The organism is Geofilum rubicundum JCM 15548 (assembly GCF_000974365.1).
GTDB classification, from domain to species: Bacteria; Bacteroidota; Bacteroidia; order Bacteroidales; family Marinilabiliaceae; genus Geofilum; species Geofilum rubicundum.
The window spans coordinates 23,585-48,837 of record NZ_BAZW01000016.1 but is presented as its reverse complement, the minus strand read 5'-3'; the positions used below and the strand labels follow the sequence as shown (position 1 = coordinate 48,837).

At 44.6% G+C, this 25,253-nt stretch carries 21 protein-coding genes and 1 pseudogene; 11 read left to right on the top strand and 11 right to left on the bottom strand.

Going from position 1 to position 25,253, the window contains the following annotated elements:
- Positions 1–6: 6 nt before the first annotated feature.
- From JCM15548_RS09390 to JCM15548_RS09370, 5 genes and pseudogenes are all read left to right on the top strand, one after another.
- On the top strand, positions 7–999 hold the full coding sequence (locus tag JCM15548_RS09390) for a DNA-directed RNA polymerase subunit alpha (RefSeq protein ID WP_062124682.1): 993 nt from the start codon (positions 7–9) through the stop codon (positions 997–999).
- A gap of 6 nt (positions 1,000–1,005) precedes the next feature.
- Complete coding sequence (rplQ, locus tag JCM15548_RS26595; protein ID WP_062124681.1) at positions 1,006–1,554, top strand: 50S ribosomal protein L17; 549 nt, start codon at positions 1,006–1,008, stop codon at positions 1,552–1,554.
- A 119-nt stretch (positions 1,555–1,673) separates the two neighbouring features.
- Positions 1,674–2,977, top strand: a pseudogene (eno, locus tag JCM15548_RS09380) (phosphopyruvate hydratase).
- A 231-nt stretch (positions 2,978–3,208) separates the two neighbouring features.
- Positions 3,209–4,522 (top strand): citrate (Si)-synthase, encoded by a 1,314-nt coding sequence (locus JCM15548_RS09375; RefSeq protein WP_062124742.1) that lies wholly within the window; start codon positions 3,209–3,211, stop codon positions 4,520–4,522.
- Positions 4,523–4,732: 210 nt separating this feature from the next.
- Entirely contained in the window at positions 4,733–8,032 is a 3,300-nt protein-coding gene (locus tag JCM15548_RS09370; RefSeq protein WP_062124679.1) for a ligand-binding sensor domain-containing protein, read from the top strand.
- Here JCM15548_RS09370 and JCM15548_RS09365 read toward each other — a convergent pair.
- The 3 genes from JCM15548_RS09365 to JCM15548_RS09360 all read right to left on the bottom strand — a co-directional run bounded on the left by JCM15548_RS09365 (position 8,022) and on the right by JCM15548_RS09360 (position 11,950).
- Entirely contained in the window at positions 8,022–9,743 is a 1,722-nt protein-coding gene (locus JCM15548_RS09365) for an ATP-binding response regulator (protein WP_227625642.1), read from the bottom strand. The genes JCM15548_RS09370 and JCM15548_RS09365 overlap by 11 nt on opposite strands.
- A gap of 138 nt (positions 9,744–9,881) precedes the next feature.
- Positions 9,882–10,055, bottom strand: coding sequence for a hypothetical protein (locus JCM15548_RS23580; RefSeq protein WP_262486975.1), 174 nt, complete (start codon positions 10,053–10,055; stop codon positions 9,882–9,884).
- Entirely contained in the window at positions 9,995–11,950 is a 1,956-nt protein-coding gene (locus JCM15548_RS09360; RefSeq protein WP_062124677.1) for an alpha-amylase family protein, read from the bottom strand. The genes JCM15548_RS23580 and JCM15548_RS09360 overlap by 61 nt, the downstream gene beginning before the upstream one ends.
- A 319-nt stretch (positions 11,951–12,269) precedes the next feature.
- On the opposite strand from JCM15548_RS09360, the gene JCM15548_RS09355 reads away from it, so the two are divergent.
- Together JCM15548_RS09355 and ettA are read left to right on the top strand one after the other, a co-directional pair.
- A complete protein-coding gene (locus JCM15548_RS09355) occupies positions 12,270–12,992 on the top strand; it encodes a hypothetical protein (RefSeq protein WP_227625641.1) in 723 nt (240 codons plus the stop codon).
- A 114-nt stretch (positions 12,993–13,106) separates the two neighbouring features.
- Positions 13,107–14,798 (top strand): energy-dependent translational throttle protein EttA, encoded by a 1,692-nt coding sequence (gene ettA, locus JCM15548_RS09350; RefSeq protein WP_062124675.1) that lies wholly within the window; start codon positions 13,107–13,109, stop codon positions 14,796–14,798.
- A gap of 76 nt (positions 14,799–14,874) precedes the next feature.
- Here ettA and JCM15548_RS09345 read toward each other — a convergent pair whose 3' ends face one another.
- On the bottom strand, positions 14,875–15,804 hold the full coding sequence (locus JCM15548_RS09345) for an adenylate/guanylate cyclase domain-containing protein (protein ID WP_157482595.1): 930 nt from the start codon (positions 15,802–15,804) through the stop codon (positions 14,875–14,877).
- Positions 15,732–15,977, bottom strand: a complete 246-nt coding sequence (locus JCM15548_RS21605; protein WP_157482593.1) for a hypothetical protein — start codon at positions 15,975–15,977, stop codon at positions 15,732–15,734. The genes JCM15548_RS09345 and JCM15548_RS21605 overlap by 73 nt, the downstream gene beginning before the upstream one ends.
- 124 nt (positions 15,978–16,101) lie before the next feature.
- Here JCM15548_RS21605 and JCM15548_RS09340 point away from each other — a divergent pair, with 124 nt between their 5' ends.
- Entirely contained in the window at positions 16,102–16,434 is a 333-nt protein-coding gene (locus tag JCM15548_RS09340) for a DUF4870 domain-containing protein (RefSeq protein ID WP_062124673.1), read from the top strand.
- On the top strand, positions 16,431–16,913 hold the full coding sequence (locus tag JCM15548_RS09335) for a WbuC family cupin fold metalloprotein (protein WP_062124671.1): 483 nt from the start codon (positions 16,431–16,433) through the stop codon (positions 16,911–16,913). Before JCM15548_RS09340 ends, JCM15548_RS09335 begins: the two co-directional genes overlap by 4 nt.
- On the opposite strand, the gene JCM15548_RS09330 is transcribed toward JCM15548_RS09335, so the two are convergent.
- The 3 genes from JCM15548_RS09330 to JCM15548_RS09320 are packed head-to-tail and all read right to left on the bottom strand — an operon-like array spanning position 16,882 to position 20,635.
- Positions 16,882–17,967, bottom strand: coding sequence for an ABC transporter ATP-binding protein (locus JCM15548_RS09330; RefSeq protein WP_062124669.1), 1,086 nt, complete (start codon positions 17,965–17,967; stop codon positions 16,882–16,884). The genes JCM15548_RS09335 and JCM15548_RS09330 overlap by 32 nt on opposite strands.
- Positions 17,964–19,622, bottom strand: a complete 1,659-nt coding sequence (locus tag JCM15548_RS09325; RefSeq protein ID WP_083985068.1) for an ABC transporter permease — start codon at positions 19,620–19,622, stop codon at positions 17,964–17,966. Before JCM15548_RS09325 ends, JCM15548_RS09330 begins: the two co-directional genes overlap by 4 nt.
- Positions 19,613–20,635 carry a Fe(3+) ABC transporter substrate-binding protein gene (locus tag JCM15548_RS09320; RefSeq protein WP_062124665.1) on the bottom strand — a complete coding sequence of 341 codons (1,023 nt, stop codon included), beginning with the start codon at positions 20,633–20,635 and terminating at the stop codon, positions 19,613–19,615. Before JCM15548_RS09320 ends, JCM15548_RS09325 begins: the two co-directional genes overlap by 10 nt.
- A gap of 223 nt (positions 20,636–20,858) precedes the next feature.
- Here JCM15548_RS09320 and hisS point away from each other — a divergent pair, with 223 nt between their 5' ends.
- Complete coding sequence (gene hisS, locus JCM15548_RS09315) at positions 20,859–22,223, top strand: histidine--tRNA ligase (protein ID WP_062124663.1); 1,365 nt, start codon at positions 20,859–20,861, stop codon at positions 22,221–22,223.
- Positions 22,224–22,244: 21 nt separating this feature from the next.
- Here the strand turns inward: hisS and JCM15548_RS09310 are convergent, their stop codons facing one another.
- The 3 genes from JCM15548_RS09310 to JCM15548_RS09300 form a co-directional block, all read right to left on the bottom strand.
- Entirely contained in the window at positions 22,245–22,727 is a 483-nt protein-coding gene (locus JCM15548_RS09310) for a hypothetical protein (RefSeq protein WP_062124661.1), read from the bottom strand.
- Between the two features lie 27 nt (positions 22,728–22,754).
- A complete protein-coding gene (locus JCM15548_RS09305) occupies positions 22,755–23,084 on the bottom strand; it encodes a hypothetical protein (protein WP_162198205.1) in 330 nt (109 codons plus the stop codon).
- Between the two features lie 163 nt (positions 23,085–23,247).
- A complete protein-coding gene (locus JCM15548_RS09300; protein ID WP_062124658.1) occupies positions 23,248–23,799 on the bottom strand; it encodes an RNA polymerase sigma factor in 552 nt (183 codons plus the stop codon).
- 147 nt (positions 23,800–23,946) lie between these two features.
- On the opposite strand from JCM15548_RS09300, the gene ychF reads away from it, so the two are divergent.
- The gene (gene ychF / locus JCM15548_RS09295) at positions 23,947–25,047 is read left to right on the top strand and encodes a redox-regulated ATPase YchF (RefSeq protein WP_062124656.1); all 1,101 of its coding nucleotides are present in this window, start codon (positions 23,947–23,949) and stop codon (positions 25,045–25,047) included.
- The last annotated feature ends 206 nt before the right edge of the window (positions 25,048–25,253 follow it).

The window sequence follows — 25,253 nt, the reverse complement described above, 5'->3', positions numbered from 1 at the left end:
ATTCTTATGGCAATATTAGCGTTCCAAAAACCTGATAAAGTTATCATGCTTGATGCTGATGACAAGTTCGGTCGTTTCGAATTTCGTCCTCTTGAGCCAGGATATGGTATTACTGTTGGAAATGCCTTAAGAAGAATCTTGCTCTCTTCTTTAGAGGGCTTTGCAATAACTACTGTTAAGATTGAAGGTGTCGATCACGAGTTTTCCAGCATACCCGGTGTGGTAGATGATGTTACAGAAATAATTTTGAACCTGAAGCAGGTACGGTTGAAAAAAATCGTGGACGAAGCTGACAGCGAAAAAATCACTGTTAATATTTCCGGTAAGGAGACCTTAACCGCAAGTGATTTTAACAGTGTCATGTCTAATTTCAAGGTGTTGAATCCTGATTTAGTCATAGCTCGCATGAATCCTGAGGTTAACCTGCAAATGACACTTACAATTGGTAAGGGCAGAGGTTATGTACACGCCGAAGAGAATCGGACTACAGAGCTGGAATTTGGGACTATTGCTATAGATTCCATTTTTACGCCCATTCGAAATGTGAAATACGAAATTGAAAATTTTCGTGTAGAGCAAAAAACCGATTATGAGAAGTTGTTGTTTGAAATCTCCACCGATGGTTCAATTCATCCCAAGGATGCATTGAAAGAGGCTTCAAAGATTCTTATCTATCACTTTATGTTGTTTTCGGATGAAAAAATCACTCTGGATTCTGACGAAAAGTTTGGTAATGAAGAATTTGATGAAGAAGTGCTTCACATGCGTCAGTTGTTGAAAACTAAACTCGTTGATTTGGATCTGTCAGTTAGAGCACTCAACTGTCTCAAGGCTGCTGATGTAGAAACATTGGGCGAATTGGTGCAGTACAACCGGAACGATCTATTAAAGTTCAGGAATTTTGGTAAAAAGTCGCTCACTGAGCTAGATGATTTACTGGTTAATCTGAGCCTAAATTTCGGTATGGATATTCAGAAGTATAAATTAGACAAGGAATAAGTAACGATGAGACATAGAAAGAAATTCAACCACCTGGGCAGAACCAGTTCACATAGAAAAGCGATGCTTTCTAACATGGCTTCTTCACTAATCGTGCACAAAAGAATTAAAACGACCGTTGCCAAAGCCAAAGCGTTGCGAATGTATGTAGAGCCTTTGATCAATCGTTCAAAGGAAGATACCACGCATTCACGTCGTGTTGTATTCAGTTACCTGCAGAATAAGGATGCGGTATCTGAGCTTTTCCGTGAAGTTGCTCAAAAAGTAGCTACGCGTCCCGGAGGTTATACACGTATCCTGAAATTAGGAAACCGTTTGGGAGATGCCGCTGAAATGTGCTACATCGAATTGGTGGACTATAATGAGAACATGTTAGCCGCTTCTGGTGAAGCTGCCACTGGCGAGAAAAAGAAAACCACACGTCGTAGTCGTCGTGGCGGAAAGAAAACTGCTGAGGAGACTGTTGCTGCCGCTGAAACTGCAAAACCAGCTGCTGCTAAGGCTGAACCTAAAGAAGAGGATCAGGCCCCTGAAGCAGAGAAAACTGAAGAATAGACTAGAAGCAGATTAAAACTGTTTTTTAGATAATGTTCTTGAAAAAGGGGATAAAGACGTTATGGCTTTATCCTTTTTTTTTGCTGATTTTATTCATATTACTATAAACAATTATCATTATGGGATTAATTGCTAACATCCATGGACGTGAGATTCTAGACTCACGCGGTAACCCAACCATTGAGGTTGAGGTAACATTAGAAAGTGGAATTATGGGTCGCGCTGCTGTGCCTTCTGGCGCTTCAACCGGCGAAAACGAGGCGCTTGAGCTTCGTGATGGTGATAAAAGCAGATACCTGGGAAAAGGTGTTTTGAAAGCTGTCGATAACATCAACAATGTTATCGCTCCGGCTTTGATTGGTTTTAATTCATTGGATCAGGTAAGCATCGACCATAAAATGCTGGAGATGGACGGTACTAAAACCAAAAGTAAGTTGGGTGCCAACGCCATGTTGGGGGTTTCTCTGGCTGTGGCCAAAGCTGCTGCGGAATACTCTGGCATGCCGCTATATCGCTACATTGGAGGTACAAATGCCAAGACTTTACCTGTACCCATGATGAATATTATTAACGGAGGATCTCATTCTGATGCCCCTATTGCGTTTCAGGAGTTTATGATTCGTCCGGTAGGTGCTTCCAGCTTCCGTGAAGGTTTGCGTATGGGTGCTGAAATTTTCCATGCGCTTAAGAAAGTGTTACACGACCGCAACCTGAGCACTGCTGTTGGTGATGAAGGCGGTTTTGCCCCAGCGTTGGATGGCACTGAGGATGCCTTGAACAGCATTATTAAAGCCATTGAGCTGCTGGCTATAAGCCGGGCCGTCTGGCTGAAGGTGGTCAGGTTTCCATCGCGCTTGACTGTGCTGCTTCAGAATTCTTCAAGAATGGAATTTATGACTATTCATTGTTTGAAGGTGAGAAAGGCATCAAGAGAAATGGTGCTGAGCAGGTAGCTTACCTGACTGAATTGGTTGAGAAATTCCCCATTGACAGTATTGAAGATGGTTGTGACGAAGGCGACTGGGATGGCTGGGTTCTTTTGAACAAGGCTATTGGCGACAAGTGTCAGTTAGTCGGTGACGATTTGTTCGTAACCAATGTGGAGTATCTTAAAAAGGGTATCGAGTTGGACGCTGCCAATTCGATTCTTATTAAAGTGAACCAAATTGGTACGCTCACCGAAACTTTGGATGCCATTGAAATGGCCCACCGTGCCGGTTATACTTCCGTGACTTCTCACCGTTCAGGTGAAACGGAAGATGCTACCATTGCTGATATTGCTGTGGCAACCAACAGTGGTCAGATTAAAACTGGTTCATTGAGTCGTTCAGATCGTATGGCTAAGTACAATCAATTGCTTCGGATTGAAGAGGAGCTAGGAGCAGCTGCTATTTATGGCTATCAGAAAGTTATTAAGAAATAATTTTTAGATCACTTTCAAGTTTTTATAAAGCCACCCGATTGGGTGGCTTTTTTTGCTTTAAAATTAGTAGTTGTATTTAAAATTTCCGAAATTGATTGGTGTTGACCGCTGATAAGTGACTTTGTTCATGGTATGCTATGTGGCTTGTAGAACAAATAAGCCACTTTACTGTTTAAAATATGCCCTCGATGTTATGAAATGTTAAGTAAAATGTATAATCAGGATAAAATTATGGATCAAGTAAAACAGAGATTAAAGGAAGTTGGCGAAAAAAGAGCCAATGTGTTGAAAAAACTTGTTCGCGAGCATGGCGATAAAGTGATTCAGGAAGTAACCCTTGAGCAGGTTATTACCGGAATGAAAGGTATTGTCGCCTTGTTAACCGACACTTCCAAGCTCGATCCTGAGGAGGGTATTCGGTTTAGGGGTCATTCCATACCAGAGCTGCGGGAGAAATTGCCAAAAATGAATGAAGATGGGGAACCTTTGCCGGAAGGTCTGTTTTATTTGATGTTAATTGGAGAACTCCCTTCTCAGTCAGACGTAGAGTTTATATCGAAAGACTGGAGCAGACGGGCTCAGGGAATTCCTGAGCATGTTTTTGACGTTATCAACGGCTTACCCAAAAGTGCCCATCCAATGATTCAATTTAATACCGCTATCCTGGCTATGAGTACGGAGTCGCACTTTCGAAAGGCCTATATGGAGGGGATGGACAAAAAAGATTATTGGGATCCCATGTATGAAGGTGTTATGGACTTGATTAGTCGTCTTCCTGTCATTGCCGCCTATATTTACCGACGTGTTTTTCACGATGAAAAGTATATAGACATTGATCCATCGTTGGATTGGGCGGGAAATATGGCCCATATGATGGGTTTTGAAAGTGTCGAGGTCAAGCGTTTGATGCGCTTGTATATGGTGCTGCATGCCGATCATGAAGGAGGTAATGTTTCCGCTCACACTACACATCTCGTAGGAACAGCTCTTTCAAATCCTTATTACAGTTTTGCTGCCGGCATGAATGGGCTGGCTGGCCCGTTGCATGGTATGGCTAATCAGGAAGTTATGAGTTGGCTGGAGACCATGATACAAGAAATTGGTTCCGATAGGCCCAGTAAGGATCAAATTCGGGAATATGCCAGGAATACTTTGGCCAATGGTCGTGTTATTCCCGGTTACGGACATGCCGTTTTGAGGAAAACGGATCCTAGATTTACAGAGCAGTTGAATTTTGCGAACAAGTATATTCCGGATGCGCCTCTTATTGAGCTTATTAGGAATATTTATGAAGTTGTACCTGAGATTTTGCTGGCCACGGGTAAGGTTAAAAATCCCTGGCCGAACGTTGATGCCATATCCGGTAGCTTATTGTCCAGTTATGGGATAAAAGAGTATCGAATATATACCGTGCTTTTTGGTGTTTCCAGAGCACTTGGGGTGCTTTCTTCGCTCATATGGGATCGGATTTATGGACAGCCGCTTGAGCGGCCGACCTCACACACGTTGGAATGGTTTAAAGAGAAAGTTGGATTTAAGGAGTAAGTTATCCCGTTTTAGAGTAACTTATATGGACCTCTGCCGTTTATTTTACGTGCAGAGGTTTTTTTATGATGAGAATTTAAGGCTTTCTCTTATCTTTATATTTCATGAACAAAGATGCATTATAAGGGAGATATTTAAAACGTTTTTGAATAGATTACGTATAACTGCTCATCATTTACTTTTCTCCGCACATTTTAAACATTAGTTGTCGTGTACAAGCAGCATATAATAGCGATTTTAATATTCTTTTTTGTGTTTGGTAGCAAGGGTGATCTCTTGGGGGAAGTCTCTTCTGTGCAGCATTTTACCATTTCTCAGGGCTTGTCTAATCATTCGATTAATGTCGTGTTTCAGGATAGTCGCGGTTTTTTGTGGATAGGAACTGAGGATGGTCTAAACAGATACGATGGCTATTCCTTTGAAGTATTTAAATGTGGCGAAAATGGTCCACAAAATGTGAGTGGCAATAGGATTACCGCCTTAGCTGAAGATCGCAATGGAAACATATGGATTGGCACAAGAGAAAATGGAATTAGTGTGTTGCAGTATGATACCGGAAAGTTTATTCACTACCGGCATGAATCGGGAAACCTGAGGTCTTTGCCAGAAAACGCTGTCTATGGATTTTATCTGACCGCTTCAGGTGAAATGTGGGTTAAATTGGGGAATCATTTATCCCGTTATATGGAAGACTCCGATAGTTTTCAATCCTTTGGTCATTTTTCGAACGTCTTTAAACCATCTGATTATAAGGGTAACCCCATCGTTCAGGAGACTGACAGCACTTTTCTGGTGGGAACTAAGGATGGACTTAATCGGTTTTATATGGCAAATGGGGTTTATGAACGTTTGCATATTTATGAGGAGCAGGGGGTGGTTTTTCAGGAAGACGTCAATCAAATTCAGGAAGTGATAAAAAATCATTTTTTAGTGGCCACCCAAGGAGGCCTTTTTCTGTTTGAACCTGGAAAGAGCATTATGAAGGTGAGGGCCAATTTGAATTTTGGAGCGACCATTGCTGCCAATGCCATTAGTGAAGACAGGGACGGAAATATTTGGATTGGGACCAATCGGGGATTCGAGAAATTTGATCTCTCCACTGTCACCCATAGTGTTTACAGTTGGACTGATAGTGGATTAGAATCGATTATCCCCCATGAGATAACAGTTATGTTTGAAGATGCTTCCGGATTATTTTGGGTAGGCACCCGGTTCAATGGTCTTTTTAAAGTCAATCTGGACCCTTCAAAATTTTCTTTTATTGGTGAAAGTAAACAGGAGGAATGGCCCATGCGTTCCTACAATATAAGTTCCGTTTTTGCAGATCGTAATCACAATATCTGGCTGGGAACTTTGACTAGTGGTTTATACAGAATAAACCGATTCAACAATACCATCCGACATTTTATTCTTAATCAGGAAAACTATCGAAACGGCGATGATGCCGTTGAGGCATTGTTTGAGGACCCCAATGGGAATTTATGGATTGGCTCGAATAGCGGCATTTACTTTTTGGATATCAACAGACAAACAATCAGAGAGTTCCATTACACCTATGATACAAAGTATACCACCCTTTTACGGAAAAACAGGATCACCTGCATAACAGGCGATAGTGCTGATGGTATCTGGTTCGGTACCCGGTTTGGGTTGTATCGTTTTTCCGGGGGAAAGCTATTTAGCTTTTTTAAAGGAGCAGATGACAAGGGCTTGGTTTCGGATGAAATCACAGCTTTGTGTACCGATAGGAAGGATAATCTGTGGATTGGTACGACCAGTGGTATTAGTTATTATAACAGAGCTGAGGGCCAAATAAGCGCCATCGAAGAAATCGGACTAACCGGGCAGGTGGATAAACAGGTCTTGTCTATGGCCATAGATGCAGTCGGGAAGTTATGGGTGGGCACGCGATCGGGCCTGTATGTCATTACCCGTGAATCTCAAGACTCCCTCGTTTCGGAGCGCGTTAAAGGGCTGGAAGGTGAAATGATTACAGCCATACTGCCAGATGAAAAAAGGAGAATTTGGGTCAGTTCCAGCAAGGGCATATCCATGTATTCTCCGGAGGGAACCATTAGAAGTTTTGATGAGTTGGATGGATTGCCCGGACAGTTGTTTAATCCCGGAAGTGCTTTTCGGGCCGATGATGGCACCTTGTATTTTGGAAGCGTCAGTGGCCTGTGCTGGATACATCCGGATTCCATCAGCTATAACCTTTATCAGCCCAGAATTGCCATAACAGGCATCTCTCTTTGCCATCGTGGCGACTGCGAGGATGTGATGCAGAGTGCGCTTAACGAACTTACTTTTAAGTATAAGCCAGGTATCATGCTTGAAATTAATTATGCGGCACTTGAATTTACCCAGCCCAGCAAGAATAGCTACAAAGTCATGTTGGAGGGGTATGACGATGATTGGAGAGCAGTCACCAATGACAATAGTATTGGTTTCTCTAATTTAATGCCTGGTAAATACAAATTGCGCATAATGGCATCCAACAACGACTTTACTTGGAATAATAAGCCATTGGAGTTGCCAATAGTAATAACTCCGCCTTTATGGATGACCAAATATGCCTATGCCTTTTATTTGTTGTTGATTATCTTCACCATGCAATTATTGATCAATTACCGCATTCGCCATTATAAAAAAGCGAACCGTTCGCTGACTGAAAAAAATGTAGATAAGCAAAAACTTCAGGAACAAAGAGAAATATTGACCCGTATTAATCAAAACCTGACCGATAGTATTAACTATGCCACTCGCATACAGTCTGCCATGATTCCTACAGAAACCGTTTTTAGGAAGGTGTTGCCCCATTCTTTTGTGTACTTCAGGCCCCGTGATTTGGTAAGTGGCGATTTTTATTGGATGCATGAGCGTGATAACAAAATTTTTGTCGCCGCAGTTGACTGTACCGGACATGGTGTTCCGGGTGCGTTTATGTCAATTATTGGCATGGATTTGCTGAAAAATATTGTGGCGGGACAAATGGAAGATGACCCAGCCCGGATATTGGAAAAACTGAGTCAGGAGCTTGACCAGACCTTACGGAAAAATGACCAGACCTTTTTGGATGCAGAGTCCATCAAGGATGGCATGGATATGGCTATATGCGTGATTGATAAGGAGAACCATACATTGGGATTTTCCGGTGCCGTTAATGGTATTTATCTTGTAAAAGACAATGAACTACATAGTTTTAAAGGAGATCGTTTTTCAATTGGGCGAATTACTGGTGGGAAAATTCCGGAATATACCAAAAATATGATTCCGATAGGGGAGGATGATATGCTGTATCTCTTTACAGACGGTTATGTGGACCAATTTGGGGGGCCAGATCACAAGAAGTTTAAATACAGACGATTCAGGCACCTGTTATTGAATATTCACAAGTTGCATCCGGACGATCAAAAAGCCATCCTTCATCAAAAGATGGAAGAGTGGCGGGGAGAAGAAGAGCAGGTTGATGATATTTTAGTCCTTGGTTTTAAAGTGCTTAACTATTAAGGTGCTGTCTTATTTTTTCGAGCAACTCATCGGGTTGAAAAGGCTTACTTATATAGTCGTCCATGCCCGAAGCCAGACAACGGTCCTTATCTTCAGGGAAAGCGTTGGCTGTTACAGCAATAATTGGAACTCTTGTGTTGGTGCTTTTCTCTAATTCTCTAATTTTTTGGGTGGCCTTAAAACCATCCATAACGGGCATTTGAACATCCATTAGAATGAGGTCGTACTTGGCCATCCCAAATTTCTCAAGCGCCTCCTTACCATTAAAGGCCACATCAATTTTTCTTACATCATTTTTAATATAGAGATTGATGATTTGTTGATTGCTGAAATTATCTTCCACCAGTAGAATGGAAGCATCTTTTAGATCAATATTGCTTTTGAAGATGTTCTCGGACCGTTTTGTTTTTTGGGTGTCAGATGTCGCAATGAAACTAGAGGATGCGGTCGTATAGGAAGCCCCGAATTCAAATATCGTATGGTTCGGATGTGCTATGATGTTGAGGGTGTGGCCATCTATCTCAATCATTTTTTGGGTAATCCCCAGATCTAAAAAGCTGATTATTTTTCCGGCGTTGAGTTTTACCAGATCCTGATAGTTAAAAAATCCTTCCCTGGAATGCGGGTCGCTCTTAGAATTTTTATAAATAAAATCGCTGATAATGCGAAAGATCAATTCTATTTTTCCAGGCATGGATTCAAGCTTCTGGACTTCTATGGTGATGTGTTTATGATCCAGTTGATTCTGGCGAACAATGCTGTTGATAAGGTTCAGCAGTATTTGTTTAATCTTAATACTGTTGCCGGTGATTTGGCCGGGAATGTCAGGTGCCAGTGATAAGTTAAATCTCACCTGACTGTGTTCGTAAGGGAAAAGCCGAAGAACATTGTTCAGCGTGTTGTACAGATTAAAGTTGGAGATGTCCTGATTCTCATGCATGCCACTTTTGGAAGCCATCACCAGATTGTTGACGACACTGACCAAATTATTGGCAGAGGCATGTATGGTGTTGATGTAGTCCTTTTGTTCTTCGTTCAAGGGGGTTGCTTCCAGTATGTCAAGGATGCCCGTAATGTTGCTCAGCGGGGTTCTTATCTGGTGAGAAAGGCGCGATAGTAAATCCTCCTGAGCTTTGTTTTTATTCTGCGTGTCAAGAATGATTCGTTCTTTTTCGAGAAATACTTCCGATCGGATGAATTGAAATGCATAGGCCACGAGGATGGAAACCAGATAAATCACCAAAAGATAAACGCCCTGATTGGAATTGTAACTTTGAAAAAATGGTTTTAAATCCTGAAATAGGTACAGATGGATAACGATAACAATAGCCAGTGCCAGGGACCAGTATGTGCCGGTGTTACGGCCCCTTAGGGCCGTGGCGTAAAAGGGGAAAACAAAGGTCCAGACCATGCCTAATCCGGTATTGCCTCCAAACATAATAAAAAAGGCACAGGTGATGAAAAGGGCGCTTAGCAGATAGTTCTGGTGCAGAATGGTCGTGAATTTTCTTAGATAGAGATGACTGATGGCCAGAATAAAACTCAGGGACAAAAAGGGGATGGCCAGTTCCACGCGTTCAACCGCTAAAGACCAAATGCCTTCAGCCAGAACGATTAAAGTGAAAGAAAGGCTGGCCAGGTTTACCAACAGGGACTTTACTCTGGTATCCATATCTGCTTTTTCATCCTGTTCAGATATGAAGAGCGCCATTAGGCGATTTAAAAAGTCGGTTAACATATGATAGGTTAATAAGTTCAGAGAATTAAAGTGCAAAATAGTTAAAAATGTTGTTTAAATAAAAGAACCTAAGTTTTTTATTTAGATGTTGAGAGCGCGGTCAAAAGCCTGTTAACGCTTCGCAGGTTCAAATTCTTCTTGAAGGACATAAACAGAATAGCTTCTGGGTGGCGAATCCAGCCAGACGCGACCATCTTCATGGACTTTGGTGGTATGTGTGGGGTTCAGGGCATTGACCAGTTTCTTACCCGACCAGGAGGTCCATCCATCCGGGGACGCATCCACCCAGAGTCCTTTTGTTGAGTGGCTGTTGTTGATAACGACGATGGCCCCTTGCTTGGTCTCATTGCCTTCCGGCGTGCCACGTATACGTCAGATGCCTCTTCTGCGGGGTACGGGCGACCAACCTGACTTAGAACGGTGAGTGCCCCGTCGAGATAGGTGGATCGAATAAACAGAAGATCAAGCAGCTCTTTTTGCAGGGAAGGCGGAATGGCAACATGGTGGGCGGAATTTTGATTATCCTGAAGTTGGACACCATAAAGGTGCGGATAAAACAAGCATGGACGCCCCTCATGCGTCAGTATGTAGGCATAGCCCAAATGCCAGTCTTTGGTCACCCATTTGTCGTGTTCTTTGCCCGTGTCATGGTTTTCCAGAAAAGTAACCACTGCAGAGGATAGTATATGCAGGCCCTCATTGTTACGGACCAATCCAGCATGGTTCAGTTGGCGCATATCAAAATCTTCGCCCTTGTTACAAAGTTCTGTGAGGACGCTCTTTAGGGGAAAGTCGAAGGCGCTCGCCCTGGCGCCGTGGGCATCCAGAGTATGCACCCAATCTTGGATGCTTTGAGCAGATCCCCAATACTCACCAACAATAAATCGTTGCTGCGAATTTTTTGGCGGAAGACTGTTGATCCAGTCGGCGGCGTAACTTTCCTGAAAGCCCCGGACAAAATCCAGACGAAAACCATCAAATTTCATCCGCTCCACCAGCCAGACGCCCCAGGTGTTCATGCGCTGCTGCACTTCCTCTGAAAAAGTATTTAAATCATTCCCATAGCCTTTGGTGTTAGAAATGATCTCGTCCCCATTGCCCCAATTGCCCAACCAATCGTTGTGGTCAACCGGATGAAAATGGGAATAATTCCACTTCCAGTTTTGTTCAGACGGGCCGGTATGGACAGGGAATGTCAGGGAAGTGTTGGTGTGCGCCTCCAGTATAGAGACGGTCAGGTTGACACCGTTGTGCCAAATTTCAACGGGGTAATAACCTTTGGTTTGGTCGCCCCAGTTCCAATCACCGTTAGATTGTTCCCGGGAAGTCAATTTTATAATAATATTTTGGTCTCCGGGCGCGGTCACTTTGAATTCATCGACATCGCTTTTATTATCCATGAAAGCCCGGATCGATGCCCCGGAAGCGGGAAATGCATTGAATTGTCCGTCTCCGTTATTGGGTTCTTTTTCCCATGAAAATATTTCGTTAAAACCAGAATTCTGATAATCGATTTGAAGGTCATAGCCCCTGTTGTCAGCGGCTGTATCAAAGTTGAGACAGTAACCTTTGATTTTTATGAAATAATCGCCCGCCCTTGCATTGGGTAAAACCCAGGTTATTTCGTTGCTGGGATAGGGCGTGAACTGGGACCCATTTCGAAAAGCTTCATCAAACACATACTGTTTGACGGCGGGATTCGCTTCGGCGTTTTCATCTGATCCGTAAATGTGGTTCAGTATTATGTCGGCATACACTTCAATGGGGGCTTGATGGTTGGTGGTGTCCTGCATGCCGGCGATCATGATTTCCAGCTCAGAACGGCTGCCAAAACGCGTTTCAACGCTTCCCTTTTGATCGTAATCCCCCAAATCAAAATGGTCGTATATGCCATAGCCCATATCTGTAATTCCCCAATTTCCTTTTGCGGGAGAAGGCACCCAGATGGCCGTAATGCCCATGTTTTTTAATTCCTGTGCTTTACTGGTCAGATTGTCCCACCAAAAGCCATTTTTCATTTCCGTATCAACCGGAACGTCCCAATAGAAGGCCTGAAGCATGACATCCTTTTGTGCCATAGAATCAACTGTTCCATTGAAAAGGAGGACAAGAAAGAAGGGTTTAAGCCATTTTAGCGTTCCCAAACGGCGGGTGAATCGGTTCAAATAAATGGTAAACATTAGAGGGGGATTTTAATTGAAAATTAGATGTTCGTAAGTCTTTGCTAATTTAATAAAAATGAGGCATGTGTTGGCCAGAAATTACTACCGTTTAATTTTTCGGGTTTTTATGGGAGGCTTAACGCAACAATCTTTTAAAAAAAGGGTATAACTCTTGAACGTAGAAAAGACTTATATTTTGGACCTAAAGGATACAACTGATGAAAAAATTTCGTTTAATAACATGGATTTTCTGTCTGCCATTATTGGTAGCTGCTCAGCAACACATTCCGGAAATGGATGATTACCATCGGTTTTTGAAATCAAAAACATGGTGGTGATGGATGATGCTCTGATGAGCGAGTACAATATGATCATTCAGGAAGTGATGAAGCGGTCATGGACCATTACACCTTATGAAATCATTTCCTCTAAAGAGTTTGATGAAGTCAAGGACAATCCCGATTTGTCCTTTTTGATGACCACCATTGTCTCCTTTGCCAAGGATAAAACCAAGGCAAGATACAATTTTATCAGTCTCTTGATGGGCGAGCCCAAGGCAGATGTCCGTACCATGCCTGATTTGTGTTCTCTGCCACTTTCCTACACCCGTGTGGAAGAAGCCAGTTACCACTATAAACTGGAAGCTTTTGTGCTTTTTATTCAAAACCACGTTAAAAACGTACTTGAAAATGATAAGTTAATTGGGGAACGGGGGTTTCGACATTACAATAAGGACCAGGGATCGCTGCAAGGAAAAAAACTCTTATTGACCAAGGAGGATCTGGCCAAAGATCTGCAAACTCCGCAAGCCGTTAAGGCCATCTATCCTTACGATTTTGAAATTGTTTCCCGGGAAGACATTGCCGATGCCATCAAAAGACAGGATCCGGATGTCGTCTTTTTACATAAAGTCGGTCCGGAAGGCACCCGCATTCGTGCGCGCGTTTACAAACTGCTGGTGGGGGCTGCAGATTCCAAACTGTATTATTGGGACTATGGCATGATTAAGCATGTCAGTGACGATGCTTTTCAGGAAAAGGATTTGAAAAAATTGAAATAGATCTGAGCCATTTAGCTTCATTCCTTTTCGTCGTCCCAATGGCTTTGTCGTCTCTATATCTTTTTAGTTTCCGGTGCTTTTTGATAAATTTGCACAAATTTAATTTGGAAAAGCATGGCAGACGATAAAAAGATTATTTTTAGCATGGTGGGGGTCAGTAAGGTGTATCCACCACAAAAAAAAGTGCTTAACAATATTTACTTGTCCTTTTTCTACGGGGCAAAGATTGGCGTTATTGGTCTCAATGGCTCCGGTAAATCAACCTTGTTGAAAATTATTGCCGGATTGGAGAAGAACTATCAGGGAGAAGTGGCCTTCTCACCCGGTTATTCCGTCGGTTATCTGGAGCAGGAACCGCATTTGGATGAAAGCAAAACGGTGCGTCAGGTAGTTGAGGAAGGCGTTCAGGAAGTAGTGAATGTGCTGAGCGCCTACGAAGCTGTTAACGAACGCTTTGGTGACCCCGAAGTCTTGGAGAATCCTGATAAAATGCAGGCGTTGATGGATGAACAGGCCCAGTTGCAGGAAAAAATCGATCAGTTCGATGCCTGGAATCTTGATTCAAGGCTCGAACGCGCCATGGATGCCTTACGCTGCCCGCCAGAAGATCAGATTATTGCAGAGCTCTCGGGTGGTGAGCGCCGTCGGGTAGCCTTGTGCCGCTTATTGCTTCAGGAACCCGACATTTTGCTGTTGGATGAGCCCACCAACCATCTGGATGCTGAATCTGTTCAGTGGTTAGAGATGCACTTGCAACAATACAAAGGAACCGTTATTGGTATCACCCACGACCGTTACTTTTTAGATAACGTTGCGGGATGGATACTTGAACTGGACAGGGGAGAGGGGATTCCCTGGAAGGGCAATTATTCCTCCTGGCTGGATCAAAAATCCAAACGCCTTCAGCAGGAAGAGAAGCAGGCTTCTAAACGACGACTCACCCTTGAGCGGGAGTTGGAATGGGTCCGTATGGCTCCCAAAGCCCGTCAGGCCAAATCGAAAGCCAGATTGGCCGCTTACGAAAGTCTGCTCAAAGAGGATGTGAAGCAGAAGGAAGAGAAGCTGGAGATATTTATTCCTAACGGACCACGCCTTGGTGATAAGGTCATAGAAGCACATGGCGTCTCCAAAGCCTTTGGAGACCGGCTGTTGTTTGAAGGTTTGGAATTCACCCTTCCACCCAACGGAATTGTGGGGGTGATTGGCCCCAACGGGGCTGGTAAAACAACTTTGTTCCGCATGATTATGGGACAGGAAGGAATTGATAAGGGAACCTTTGAAGTGGGAGAGACGGTCAAGATTGGCTATGTCGATCAATCCCATGCCGGCATAGATAATAACAAGAGCGTTTATGAAGTGATTTCGGGTGGACAGGAAACCATTCGCTTGGGCGGCCGGGAAATTAATGCAAGAGCTTTCTTGTCCCGTTTCAACTTTGCCGGTGCCGACCAGGAGAAAAAATGTGGTATGCTTTCGGGAGGAGAGCGAAACCGACTTCATTTGGCCATGACTTTGAAAGAGGAGGCCAATGTATTGCTGTTGGATGAGCCAACCAATGATATAGATGTGAATACTTTGCGTGCACTGGAGGAAGGTCTGGATGATTTTGCCGGTTGTGCCGTTATTGTGTCTCACGACCGTTGGTTTCTGGATCGTGTGGCCACCCATATTCTGGCCTTTGAAGGTAATTCTACCGTTTATTATTTTGAAGGTGGATATTCTGATTATGAAGAGAACCGCAAAAAGCGACTGGGAAATGCCGGTCCCCAAAGAATCAAATACCGCAAACTGGTCAAAGACAGCTAGTCCATCACCCATACATTCCCAGGAAAGCCCGGAGGACATGTTCTTCGGGCTTTTTGTTCCTATTAACGTTAATCGTTTAAATTTCCGACAGGGGTTGTAGTTCCTTTACGCGACTGAGGCGGGACAAAACTGGCCGGTGCAGATAATACATATTCAAGGCCCCTTTTCCCTTCACTTTCCGGGAAATACGCTTGATCATGTAGTAATGGTCCCGTATTAAATCATAGGTGTTTTGCGATACATTGATTTGCATGGGGTTGGAGTAGCTCTGCATGCGGGAGGCTGTGTTAACCGTATCACCAAAGATGTCAAATGACAGATTACTGTCACTAACAATGCCGGCAACAATGTCCCCGGAATTAATGCCTATTCTTATTTCCCAGTCGATTTTGTGACGGTGGTTATGTTCAATGATGTATTGGCGCATGCGTTCGGCCATTTTGGCGGCCATCAATGCATGGTTGCTGGTGTTATTCCACATGCCACTCACAGCCAGATAAGCATCGCCAATGGTTTTGATGCGGGTACAATTGTATTTTTGGGTGATTTGATCGAAGGCCGAAAAAATGGTTTGCAATTCATGGAGCAGTCTTTTCGGCGACATTTTTTGCGATTTAATGGTAAAATCCACCAAATCGGTCATGATAACCGTTACATTGCGAAAGCGACGGGGCGCGATCTCGCCGGTAGATTTCATGGTTTGGAGAATTTCATTGGGCAGTAACCCCTTTAAGAGGTCGTTGCTTTTGAGCTGTTCGTTTTCCAGCTCTTTTTTTTGTTGACGAAGCTGGTGGAGTGTGTTGGCCAAGGTGATGGCCGTGCGCACACGGGCCAGCAATTCATCCGGTTCAATGGGCTTTTTAAGATAGTCAATGGCCCCTGCTTCCAAAGCCACTCTGACGTGATCGGGCTGCGTAAAGCCGGAGACCATGATCACCGGGATGTCTTTGGTCGCCTGGTGTGCCTGCAAAGTCTGGAGCGCATCCATACCTGAAAACTCGGGCATTTCCCAATCCAGTAAAATGAGATCGGGTTGCTTAGCATGGCCAGAGTAAATACTTCATAGCCATTGCGGGCCCTGAAATAGGTGGCGTCGGTCAACATCTTATCCAGATGGCTGATCATGTACTCCACCAGATAATCGACATCATCTGCTATTAGTATTTTTGGTGCGTTCATCTAATTTTCTAAGGCAGGCAAAATTAGTGTTTTTTATGTTTTTATTACAATATCTCTCAATCTTATACTTAAAAAATGGCTGTTTTGTTTTAAATTTAGCCTTTAATATCTAAAAGTATTTGTCATGAGTGATAATAATTGGGCATTGTTATGCCATTTGTCAGCTTTGGCCATGTTTGTTTTCCCCTTGGGAAACGTGGTTGGTCCATTGGTTGTTTGGTTACTTAAAAAAGATGAAATGCCCGTGGTGGATCGGGAAGGCAAGGAATCCCTCAATTTTCAGATAACCATAACCATTTTTGCGTTTGTGGCGGGACTGCTGAGTTTTATTCTTATTGGCATCCCCTTATTGGTCCTGATTGGCATTGCCGATCTGGTATTTATTGTGCTGGCCTCTTTGGAAGTCAGCAAGGGGCGTTCCTATACCTATCCTTTTAATCTGCGTTTGATCAAATGATGTTGATTCACGATGATTTATTGGACAGTCTTTCTCAGGAGGCAAAGGACCATCCACGGAAGCGCAGGAATCATAACTTTCACACCTCTTTGGCCGACCCCATTAACCGGATGCTGAATGCACTGGAACCGGAAAGTTACGTTTGCCCGCATAAGCACGAAGGGCCTGATAAACGCGAGGTCTTTATTCGCTTAAAAGGGCGACTGGCGGTCTTTTATTTCGATGATGCCGGAGCGGTAACGGACCAGGTGGTGTTGGGTTCTGATGAGGGCAATTATGGCGTTGAAATTCCGGCAGGCACCTGGCATACCATAGTCGCACTAGAATCAGGCACCATCGTTTATGAAATAAAGGATGGTCCCTACCACCCTGAGGATGATAAGCATTTTGCGCCATGGGCCCCCCGGGAGGGGAGCGCTGAGGCGTCCGTTTATCTGCAAAAGCTGCTTAGTCTTTTAGGCGCGGATGGCCATGTGTAGGCGATTCCGGAAGGAGATGAAGGTCCTTCTCTGATATTTGGATATAGGTGGTTTTGTTTGGAACGGGCTGGTTGGGGGGCACATGAAAAAGGAGGCGGGTTCCGGAAGCGACCAGCCTGCATTCTACTTCAGTGAACTCTCCCATAAAGCGCTGTCGCTCTATTTGAACGGGAATGGACTGCCCATCCTTTTCATTGGTGAGTGATATGTCTCCCGGACGAAGGGAGAACAGAACTGGCTGGTCCTCGGTCAGGCCCACCGGGGCGTCCATGGCCAATGGGCCAAGATCGGTTCGTATTTGTCCGTTGACCATGCGCCCTTCAATGAAGTTGGTGTTGCCAAAGAAGCCCGCCAGATAAGCGTTTCGGGGTGATTTAAAGACGGCTTGCGGTGTCCCCTGTTGCAATACCTGTCCCTCTTTCATGACAATCACTTGGTCGGCCATGGCCATCACATCCCGGGTATCATGTGTGACAAAAATAACGGTGGAACCGGTTTTCTTTAACAGACTGTGTAGTTCCTGCCGAATTTGGTTCTTTTTCACCGTGTCAATATTGGAAAAAGGCTCATCCATTAACAGAATTTTTGGTCGGGGCGCCATTGCGCGGGCCAAAGCCACCCGTTGTTGCTGACCTCCGGACAACTGATGGGGGTAGCGGTTGTCATAGCCTGCTAAGCCCACCAGATCCATCATCTCAGAAGCCAGTTTCCTTTGGTTTTTCCCACTTTTTTTATTCAGTCCGAAAGTGATGTTTTTCCACACCGTCAGGTGCGGAAAAAGGGCATAATCCTGAAAAATGATGCCGATATCCCTTTGGGTAGGATCTGTAAATTGCTTGTTGTTAAAAGCGATCTTGTTCTGAATGGTCAGCGTTCCATGGTCGGCTGTCTCAAAGCCGGCAAGAATTCGCAAGGCGGTGGTTTTTCCGCAGCCACTTTCTCCCAATAAGCCAACAATTTCTCCCGCTTGAATGTCCAGCGAGAATTGACTCAAGGCGGGAAAGCGCGATCCGGGGTAGGTTTTGGAAATATGGCGGGCACTTAAAATGGTCATCGGACTGGGTTTTTAGTGATTTTACTGAGCAGGTAAACAGCGAGCAATCCCATGAATATGATAATGAGTGCGGAGGGCGCAGCCTCCGGCACGCGCTCGTCCGTGGCATATTCATAGGAACGGATGGCCAGGGTGTCAAAATTGAAGGGGCGCAATATAAGCGTCAAGGGTAACTCTTTGAGCACATCAATGAAAACCAGTAATCCGGCCGCCAAAACTCCGGGGCGAATCAATGGTATTATGATCCGTACAAGCGTGGTTCGGTAGGAATGCCCCAGCGACCGGGCGGCTTCATCCAGAGAGGTGGAGGTTTTTGTGAGACTGCTTTCGATGTTATTGAAACCTACTGCCATGAATCTTACCAGATAGGCAAAGAGGAGGGTTAACCAGGTGCCGGTTAAAATCAATTGACGGCCATTTTGGGTCAACAGGTTGAGTTGCGTGTCCATCCATAAAAAGGGAACCATGATGCCTATAGCTAATACTGCTCCGGGAATGGCATAACCCATGTTGCTAAAGCGCACCAAAACCTGGATCCATTTGGAGGGAAAGGACCGAAGTGTGTAACTGGTCAGGATGGTGGCCAGAACCACAATGCCGGCGGCAGAAGCAGCCAGCATAAAGCTGTTGATGATCAAGGGCAGGAAAGAATAATCCATGACCAACGGGAGGGTCAGGATGGCCCAGTAAATGAGCATGGCAGCAGGGATGGCGAATCCTAAAAGAACTGGTAAGGCGATTAATAGGCTGGTGGCATAGGCCCGGAAACCTTTTAGTTTGGTTTTTTGGTAGGGCCGGTATTGACCTTTAAGTGTGTCATATCTTTTGTTTCCCCGTTGCATGCGTTCAACGATTAAAAGGGCAAAAACAAGTATCATCAGGTATCCGCTGAGCTTTATGGCAGAAATTTTACTGCCAAATGAAAACCAGGCCGTGAAGATTCCGGTGGTAAAGGTATCTACACCAAAGTAGCTGACAACGCCATAATCGTTAAGCACTTCCATCAACACCAGGGAAACACCGGCCACCATGGCCGGACGGGCCATAGGAATGGCCAATCGCCAAAATTGACTCAGGCGACTGTGGCCCAGAGAGGCAGCTGCCTCAAATACAGTGGCCGATTGATTGGAGAACCAGACATAGGCGGATAGATAGACGTAGGGGTATAAGGAAAGTGCCAGAATAACGATGGCTCCCGGCAGCGAAAGGATGTTGAAGAACAAATAGGGACCCGTTTCCACCCCCCATGTGTTTCTGACGAAAATAGAAACAGGGGAGGTGTAATCAAGCAGGCCTGCCCAGGTAAACCCCAGTATGTAGGCAGGCATGGCAATGGGGAGAATAAGCGCCCATTGCAGGATGTTTCGCCCGGGGAAATCAAAAACACTCAGGACCCAGGCTGAGCCAACCCCGATGATGAGCACCAGCAATGACACTCCCAGCATTAACAATAAGGTGTTATAAAGATATCCCGGAAGCAATTCTTCTGTTATGTGCTGCCAGGCCAAATCGCCTGCCGACAAAAAGCCGGAAAAAATGGAAATCAGCGGAAGGGCCACCGTTGCAGCCAATAGAAGACTGCCAGCTACCCAGCCGTTGAAGTGCCGGCGTCGGAAAGTCGGTGACATCCTGAAACGACCGGGTCTCACTCCCATCCCACTTTGTTAAATATCAGGAGTCCCTTATTCAGACTTTCGCCCAATTGAAAAAGCGGTAAAGTATCGCTTTTGAACGTTCCCCAGCTTTGTAAAAGTTTGGGCCATTTAACTTCCGGATGAACCGGATATTCATAATTGAGTGCTGTAAAGGTCCTTTGGGATTCTTCGGTGAGCATGAATTCTATCAGGCGTACGGCGTTGTCATAATGGGCAGCATGGGCGGTTATCCCAATACCGCTTATATTAACATGCGTTCCGCGGTCCTGCTGATTGGGAAAAAACAGGCCCATTTCACGGGCCACAGCTCTTTCTTCCTGATTGGCGGAATGGAGTAAAAGTCCCATATAATAAGTATTGATAATGGCGATATCGCCCAGCCCTGCAGAAATAGCCTTCACCTGATCCCGATCGTTGCCGGTGGGTTGGCGCGCCATGTTTTGCACCAATTGAGCCGCCCACGCGGTGGCCTCTTCTTCACCCAATGCCGCTACCATTGAGGCCATTAAAGTTTGATTGTAATGGCTTTGGGAAGATCGAACCAGCAGGCGCCCCTCCCATTTGGGATGGGCCAGATCTTCATAAGTAGACAACTCCGCCGGGTTGACTCTGTCCCTGTGATACACCACAATGCGGGCCCTTTGGGTAAAACCCGTCCAGTGGCCATCTTTATCGCGAAGATGGGATGGTACGATGTTTTCCACATTTGGGGATGGCATGGGCTGGAGCAGGCCTTTGTTTTGGGCGTGAATCAGGCGTCCGGCATCGGCCGTGATCAGTACGTCGGCCGGACTGAGCGGGCCTTCCATTTCTAATCGGTTGATCAATTGATCAGAGTTGGCTTTTACCAGGTTTACTTCAATGCCGGTTTCCTCGGTGAAGCGTTTGAAAACCGCTTCATCGGCACGGTAGTGACGACTGGAATAAACGTTAACGATGTCTGCGTTGTCCTGGCAAGCCGTCGTAAACAGGAGTATCAAAATACTGACAGATAGAAGTTTGTAAATTTTCATGGTTTTGCTTTAATGATTCCTGATTGGGCATCCGAGGGCTGTATTTTCTAGGGGCAAAGTTAATTAGAATGATTCTAAATAAAAAGCAGATTTTTGTTAATTGATGGAATGGGCGGCTGGGGCCTTAAAAAATGAGTTGTGCTCATTTTTTCCGATTCTTTTTTACCTTTGCAGCTTGTAAACAAGTTAACAGATAGCCTTCGGCTAACAAATATTTCTATACATGGCTCAGAAACCATCCATTCCAAAAGGAACACGCGACTTTTCACCTGCTGAAATGGTTCGGCGCAATTATATATTCGATACCATTAAGGACGTTTTTCAATTGTACGGCTTTATGCCCATTGAAACACCCGCCATGGAAAATCTGGATACCCTTTTAGGCAAGTATGGTGAAGAGGGAGATAAGCTTCTGTTTAAGATCCTTAACTCAGGCGACTTTTTGGCCAAGGCTGATAAAAGTTTGCTCGCTGCCGGAGATTCTAACCGGGTCACCGGGCAGATCAGTGAAAAGGGCCTGCGCTATGATTTAACTGTTCCCTTTGCGCGTTTTGTGGTGCAGCATCAAAATGAAATAACCTTCCCCTTTAAACGGTTTCAGATACAACCGGTTTGGCGGGCCGACCGGCCCCAAAAGGGCCGTTATCGTGAATTTTTTCAGTGCGATGTGGATGTGGTGGGCAGTGACAGCCTGCTGAATGAGGTGGAACTCATCCAGATTGTGGATGAGGTATTCCGCCGGTTAAATATCCGGGTAGTTATCAAGTTAAATAATCGCAAAGTGCTGGCCGGAATAGCTGAAATCATCGGCGAATCTGACCGGATGGTAGATATTACGGTGGCCATTGATAAACTGGAGAAAATAGGGCTGGAAAAGGTCAATGCAGAACTCCGTGAGCGGGGGCTAAGCGCAGAGGCCATTGAAAAACTACAGCCCATTCTCGCTTTATCCGGTAACAATGCCGAAAAGTTGTCCGCTTTGGCTGGAATACTCGCGTCTTCGGAAGTCGGCAGCAAGGGGGTGGAAGAGCTGAACAAGGTATTGGATTTGGTGAACGGCCTGGATTTGCCGACTGATGTTGAGGTGGACTTAACCCTGGCGCGTGGACTGAATTATTACACGGGAGCCATCTTTGAGGTAAAGGCTTTGGATGTGGAAATTGGAAGTATTACAGGAGGCGGACGGTACGATGACTTAACCGGTATATTTGGCATGAAGGGTGTTTCGGGGGTAGGTATTTCCTTTGGCGCCGATCGTATTTTTGATGTGATGAATCAGATGGATCTGTATCCGGATGATGTTACCGCCGCTACCCAATTGTTGTTTGTCAACTTTGGTGAGAAAGAGGCAGCGCACTGCCTCCGTCTGGCGGCCGGGTTGCGCCAAAAAGGTATCCGCACCGAGATTTATCCGGATGCGGCCAAAATGAAAAAGCAGATGAGCTACGCCGACAAAAAGGGGATCCGTTTTGTAGCCATGGTTGGGGAAGATGAAATGACAAAAGGACTCATCACCCTGAAAAATATGCAAACGGGTGAGCAATCCGCCTTTGGTTTGGATGAGGTGGCCGACGTTGTGGGAAGATAGTTCGCTTTGAGGATGAAGCTATCAGGATGTCCTGTTGTGGCCTTTATCCCCTGAATGCTCCGCTTTTATTTCCCTTATTTGACGAATGAGTCTCATTTTAAATTCATGTTCGGCATCGTAGAGTTTGATGACCTGGTCGATGGACAGTATTTTCTTAAACTTTTTATGGTAATCATATTCCATCTTTTCTTCTTCCCATTTTAATTGTATTTGCTTGTCAATAGACTTTTCTTTTTCGACGGCCGAAAGTTGGTCGAAGTCTTCCTTGAGTTGATTCCTTTCCCTCCAGCGCGCTTCGCCCAGGCTGTCTTTCTTTTCTGCATATTGATTATACACCGGCCAGAATATTTGGGCATCGGCACTGGAAAGTCCAATCTTTTCTGTTAAAAAGGCCACTTTCTGAGCTTTTAGTTGTTCAATTTTATCGTGTTTGGAGCGATCATCCTGCGCAATCATCAGTTGCGTAAGAACGGATAGGAGCAGTATGGTTATAAATCGGTTCATAGTGTGGTTGGTTTAGTTGTTTATGATTTACCGAATAGACGTCAGCATGACGATATCTTCTTCATCAATGCCTATGAAAAGCAGGCTGTCAGGGTAGAGCTCGAAGTTGCTGTGGGCTTCATTGGTCAGCAACTTCATCAATTCGAATTCATCCAGGTCGTCGGCCGTTGAAAATTCATAAATCAGCGCTGCTTCACTTTGGCCGACCATTTGATTGGTCATCATTTTTTGAGGAAGAAGCTGATAGATAAGGGCAATGATTAAAAAGGCGGCAGCCAGGCCAATCCAGGGGGCCACCACTTTGGATCTTTTGATCGATCGAAAGGGTGTGTTTTCATTTTGAATCTTTTGCATCATCCGCGATTCAAAATGATCAAAATAGCCATCAGGTACTCTGAAGTCATTTTGCCGTAGGTGTTTTTATGCGCTTTTGCCATATGTAGCAGTTTTTGTGGAGATTTTTGTTTTTAGACAAGGTTGAGTGTTAAAGGTTTAATTGGGTTATGGATGATTGTTATCATTAGAACAATTCTTGTTTTATAAGGGATTCAATTTTTCGTACCGCATGAAAATAGGAGGCTTTAAGTGCTCCCACAGAGGTGTCTAATATTTCAGCCATTTCTTCATATTTTATATCGTCAAAGTATTTCATGTTGAAAACCAGTCGTTGCTTATCCGGTAAAGAAAGAATGCTTTTTTGCAGTCTGCTTTGTATTTCATCGCCTGAAAACAACGGATCCATGTCCAGCTTGTCGGAGAGTAAGTATTCCAGGTCGTCCGGAGAATTAATCAATTCTGCTCTTTTTTTATTCAGGTGGTTGAGTGCCTCGTTGGTGGCGATGCGATAAAGCCAGGTGTAAAAGGAGGAGTCTCCTCTGAAATTTTCCAGATTTTGCCAAACTTTAATAAAGGTGTTCTGAAGTAAATCATCTGCATCTTCGTGCACGATTACCATTTTCCGCAAATGCCAATACAAACGTTGTTGATATTTTTTTATCAGCATCGCAAATGCCCGTTCTTTTTCTTTCGGAAAACGAGCCATTGACAGTATCTCTTGATCGGATAAGTGCATGATTGATTTTTCTGGTTGTGAAGGTATAAAAAAAAGGATTACTTTTGCACCCTCAATTTGGACATTGAAAATTAGGGGAAATTGAACCTCCGTCTAAATGTGATGTTCCAAATGTTTTGATATGTTCCATAAAATAGTAAAATAGAAATGGCCTTAAAATGCGGTATTGTGGGTTTACCCAATGTTGGTAAATCTACCCTGTTCAATTGTTTGTCAAATGCCAGAGCGCAATCGGCTAACTTCCCTTTTTGTACAATTGAACCCAATGTGGGGGTCATTACGGTGCCTGATGACCGACTGGTGGAGTTGGAGCGTTTGGTTAAACCACAGCGCGTTCAGCCAACAACTGTTGAGATTGTGGATATTGCCGGACTGGTGAAGGGTGCCAGTAAAGGGGAGGGCCTGGGCAATAAGTTTTTGGCCAATATCCGGGAGACCGATGCCATTATCCATGTGCTGCGCTGTTTTGAGGACGAGAATGTCACACATGTGGATGGGTCGGTGAATCCTGTCCGTGATAAAGAAGTGATAGATATTGAGTTGCAATTGAAAGATCTGGAGACCGTCGAAGCCCGTCTTCCCAAAGTGGAGAAAATAGCTAAAACCTCCAAGGACCAGGATTCTAAGAAACTCTATGAAGTTCTGGTTAAATATAGGGAGGCCCTGCTATCCGGCAAGTCTGCCCGGACCGTAGAACTGACCGATCCGGAAGCAAAGGTAGCACGTGACTTGTTCTTGCTGACCAATAAACCGGTGATGTATGTTTGCAATGTGGATGAGCCGTCCGTTGTCCAGGGCAACCACTTTGTTGAAGCCGTGAAAGACGCAGTGAAGGATGAGAAGGCCGAAGTTCTGGTGATTGCTGCTCAGACGGAGGCAGAAATAGCCGAGTTGGAATCCTTCGAAGAACGCCAGATGTTTTTGGAAGATTTGGGCTTAAAAGAGTCGGGCGTGGCCAAGTTGATCCGGACGTCCTATAAGCTATTGGAACTGCAAACCTTTTTCACGGCAGGAGAAAAAGAGGTGCGTGCATGGACCTTTCCCAAAGGTGCAGTGGCTCCTCAGGCAGCGGGTGTCATACATACCGATTTTGAAAAAGGATTCATCCGGGCGGAGGTCATCAAATATGATAATTTCCTGAAATTTGGCTCAGAGCAGGCCTGCAAAGAGGCCGGAAAAATGAGTGTGGAAGGCAAGGAATACGTTGTTTGCGATGGAGATATCATGCATTTTAGATTCAATGTGTGATGTTGTTTTTTGAAGTTATTCCCACTTTTAATTTTAAGTTGTCAGTTAAAGATAGTATTTGGTTTTGATTAGATAGTACCAGTAAGTACATATCTAATGAAAAAATAGTTAAATAATCCTAAGGGCCAAGTTCATACGTTGGTGGTATGAAAATTAATGGTTTTCTTTGTATCAACGTTTAATAATAAAAAAAGTACAATTGACCA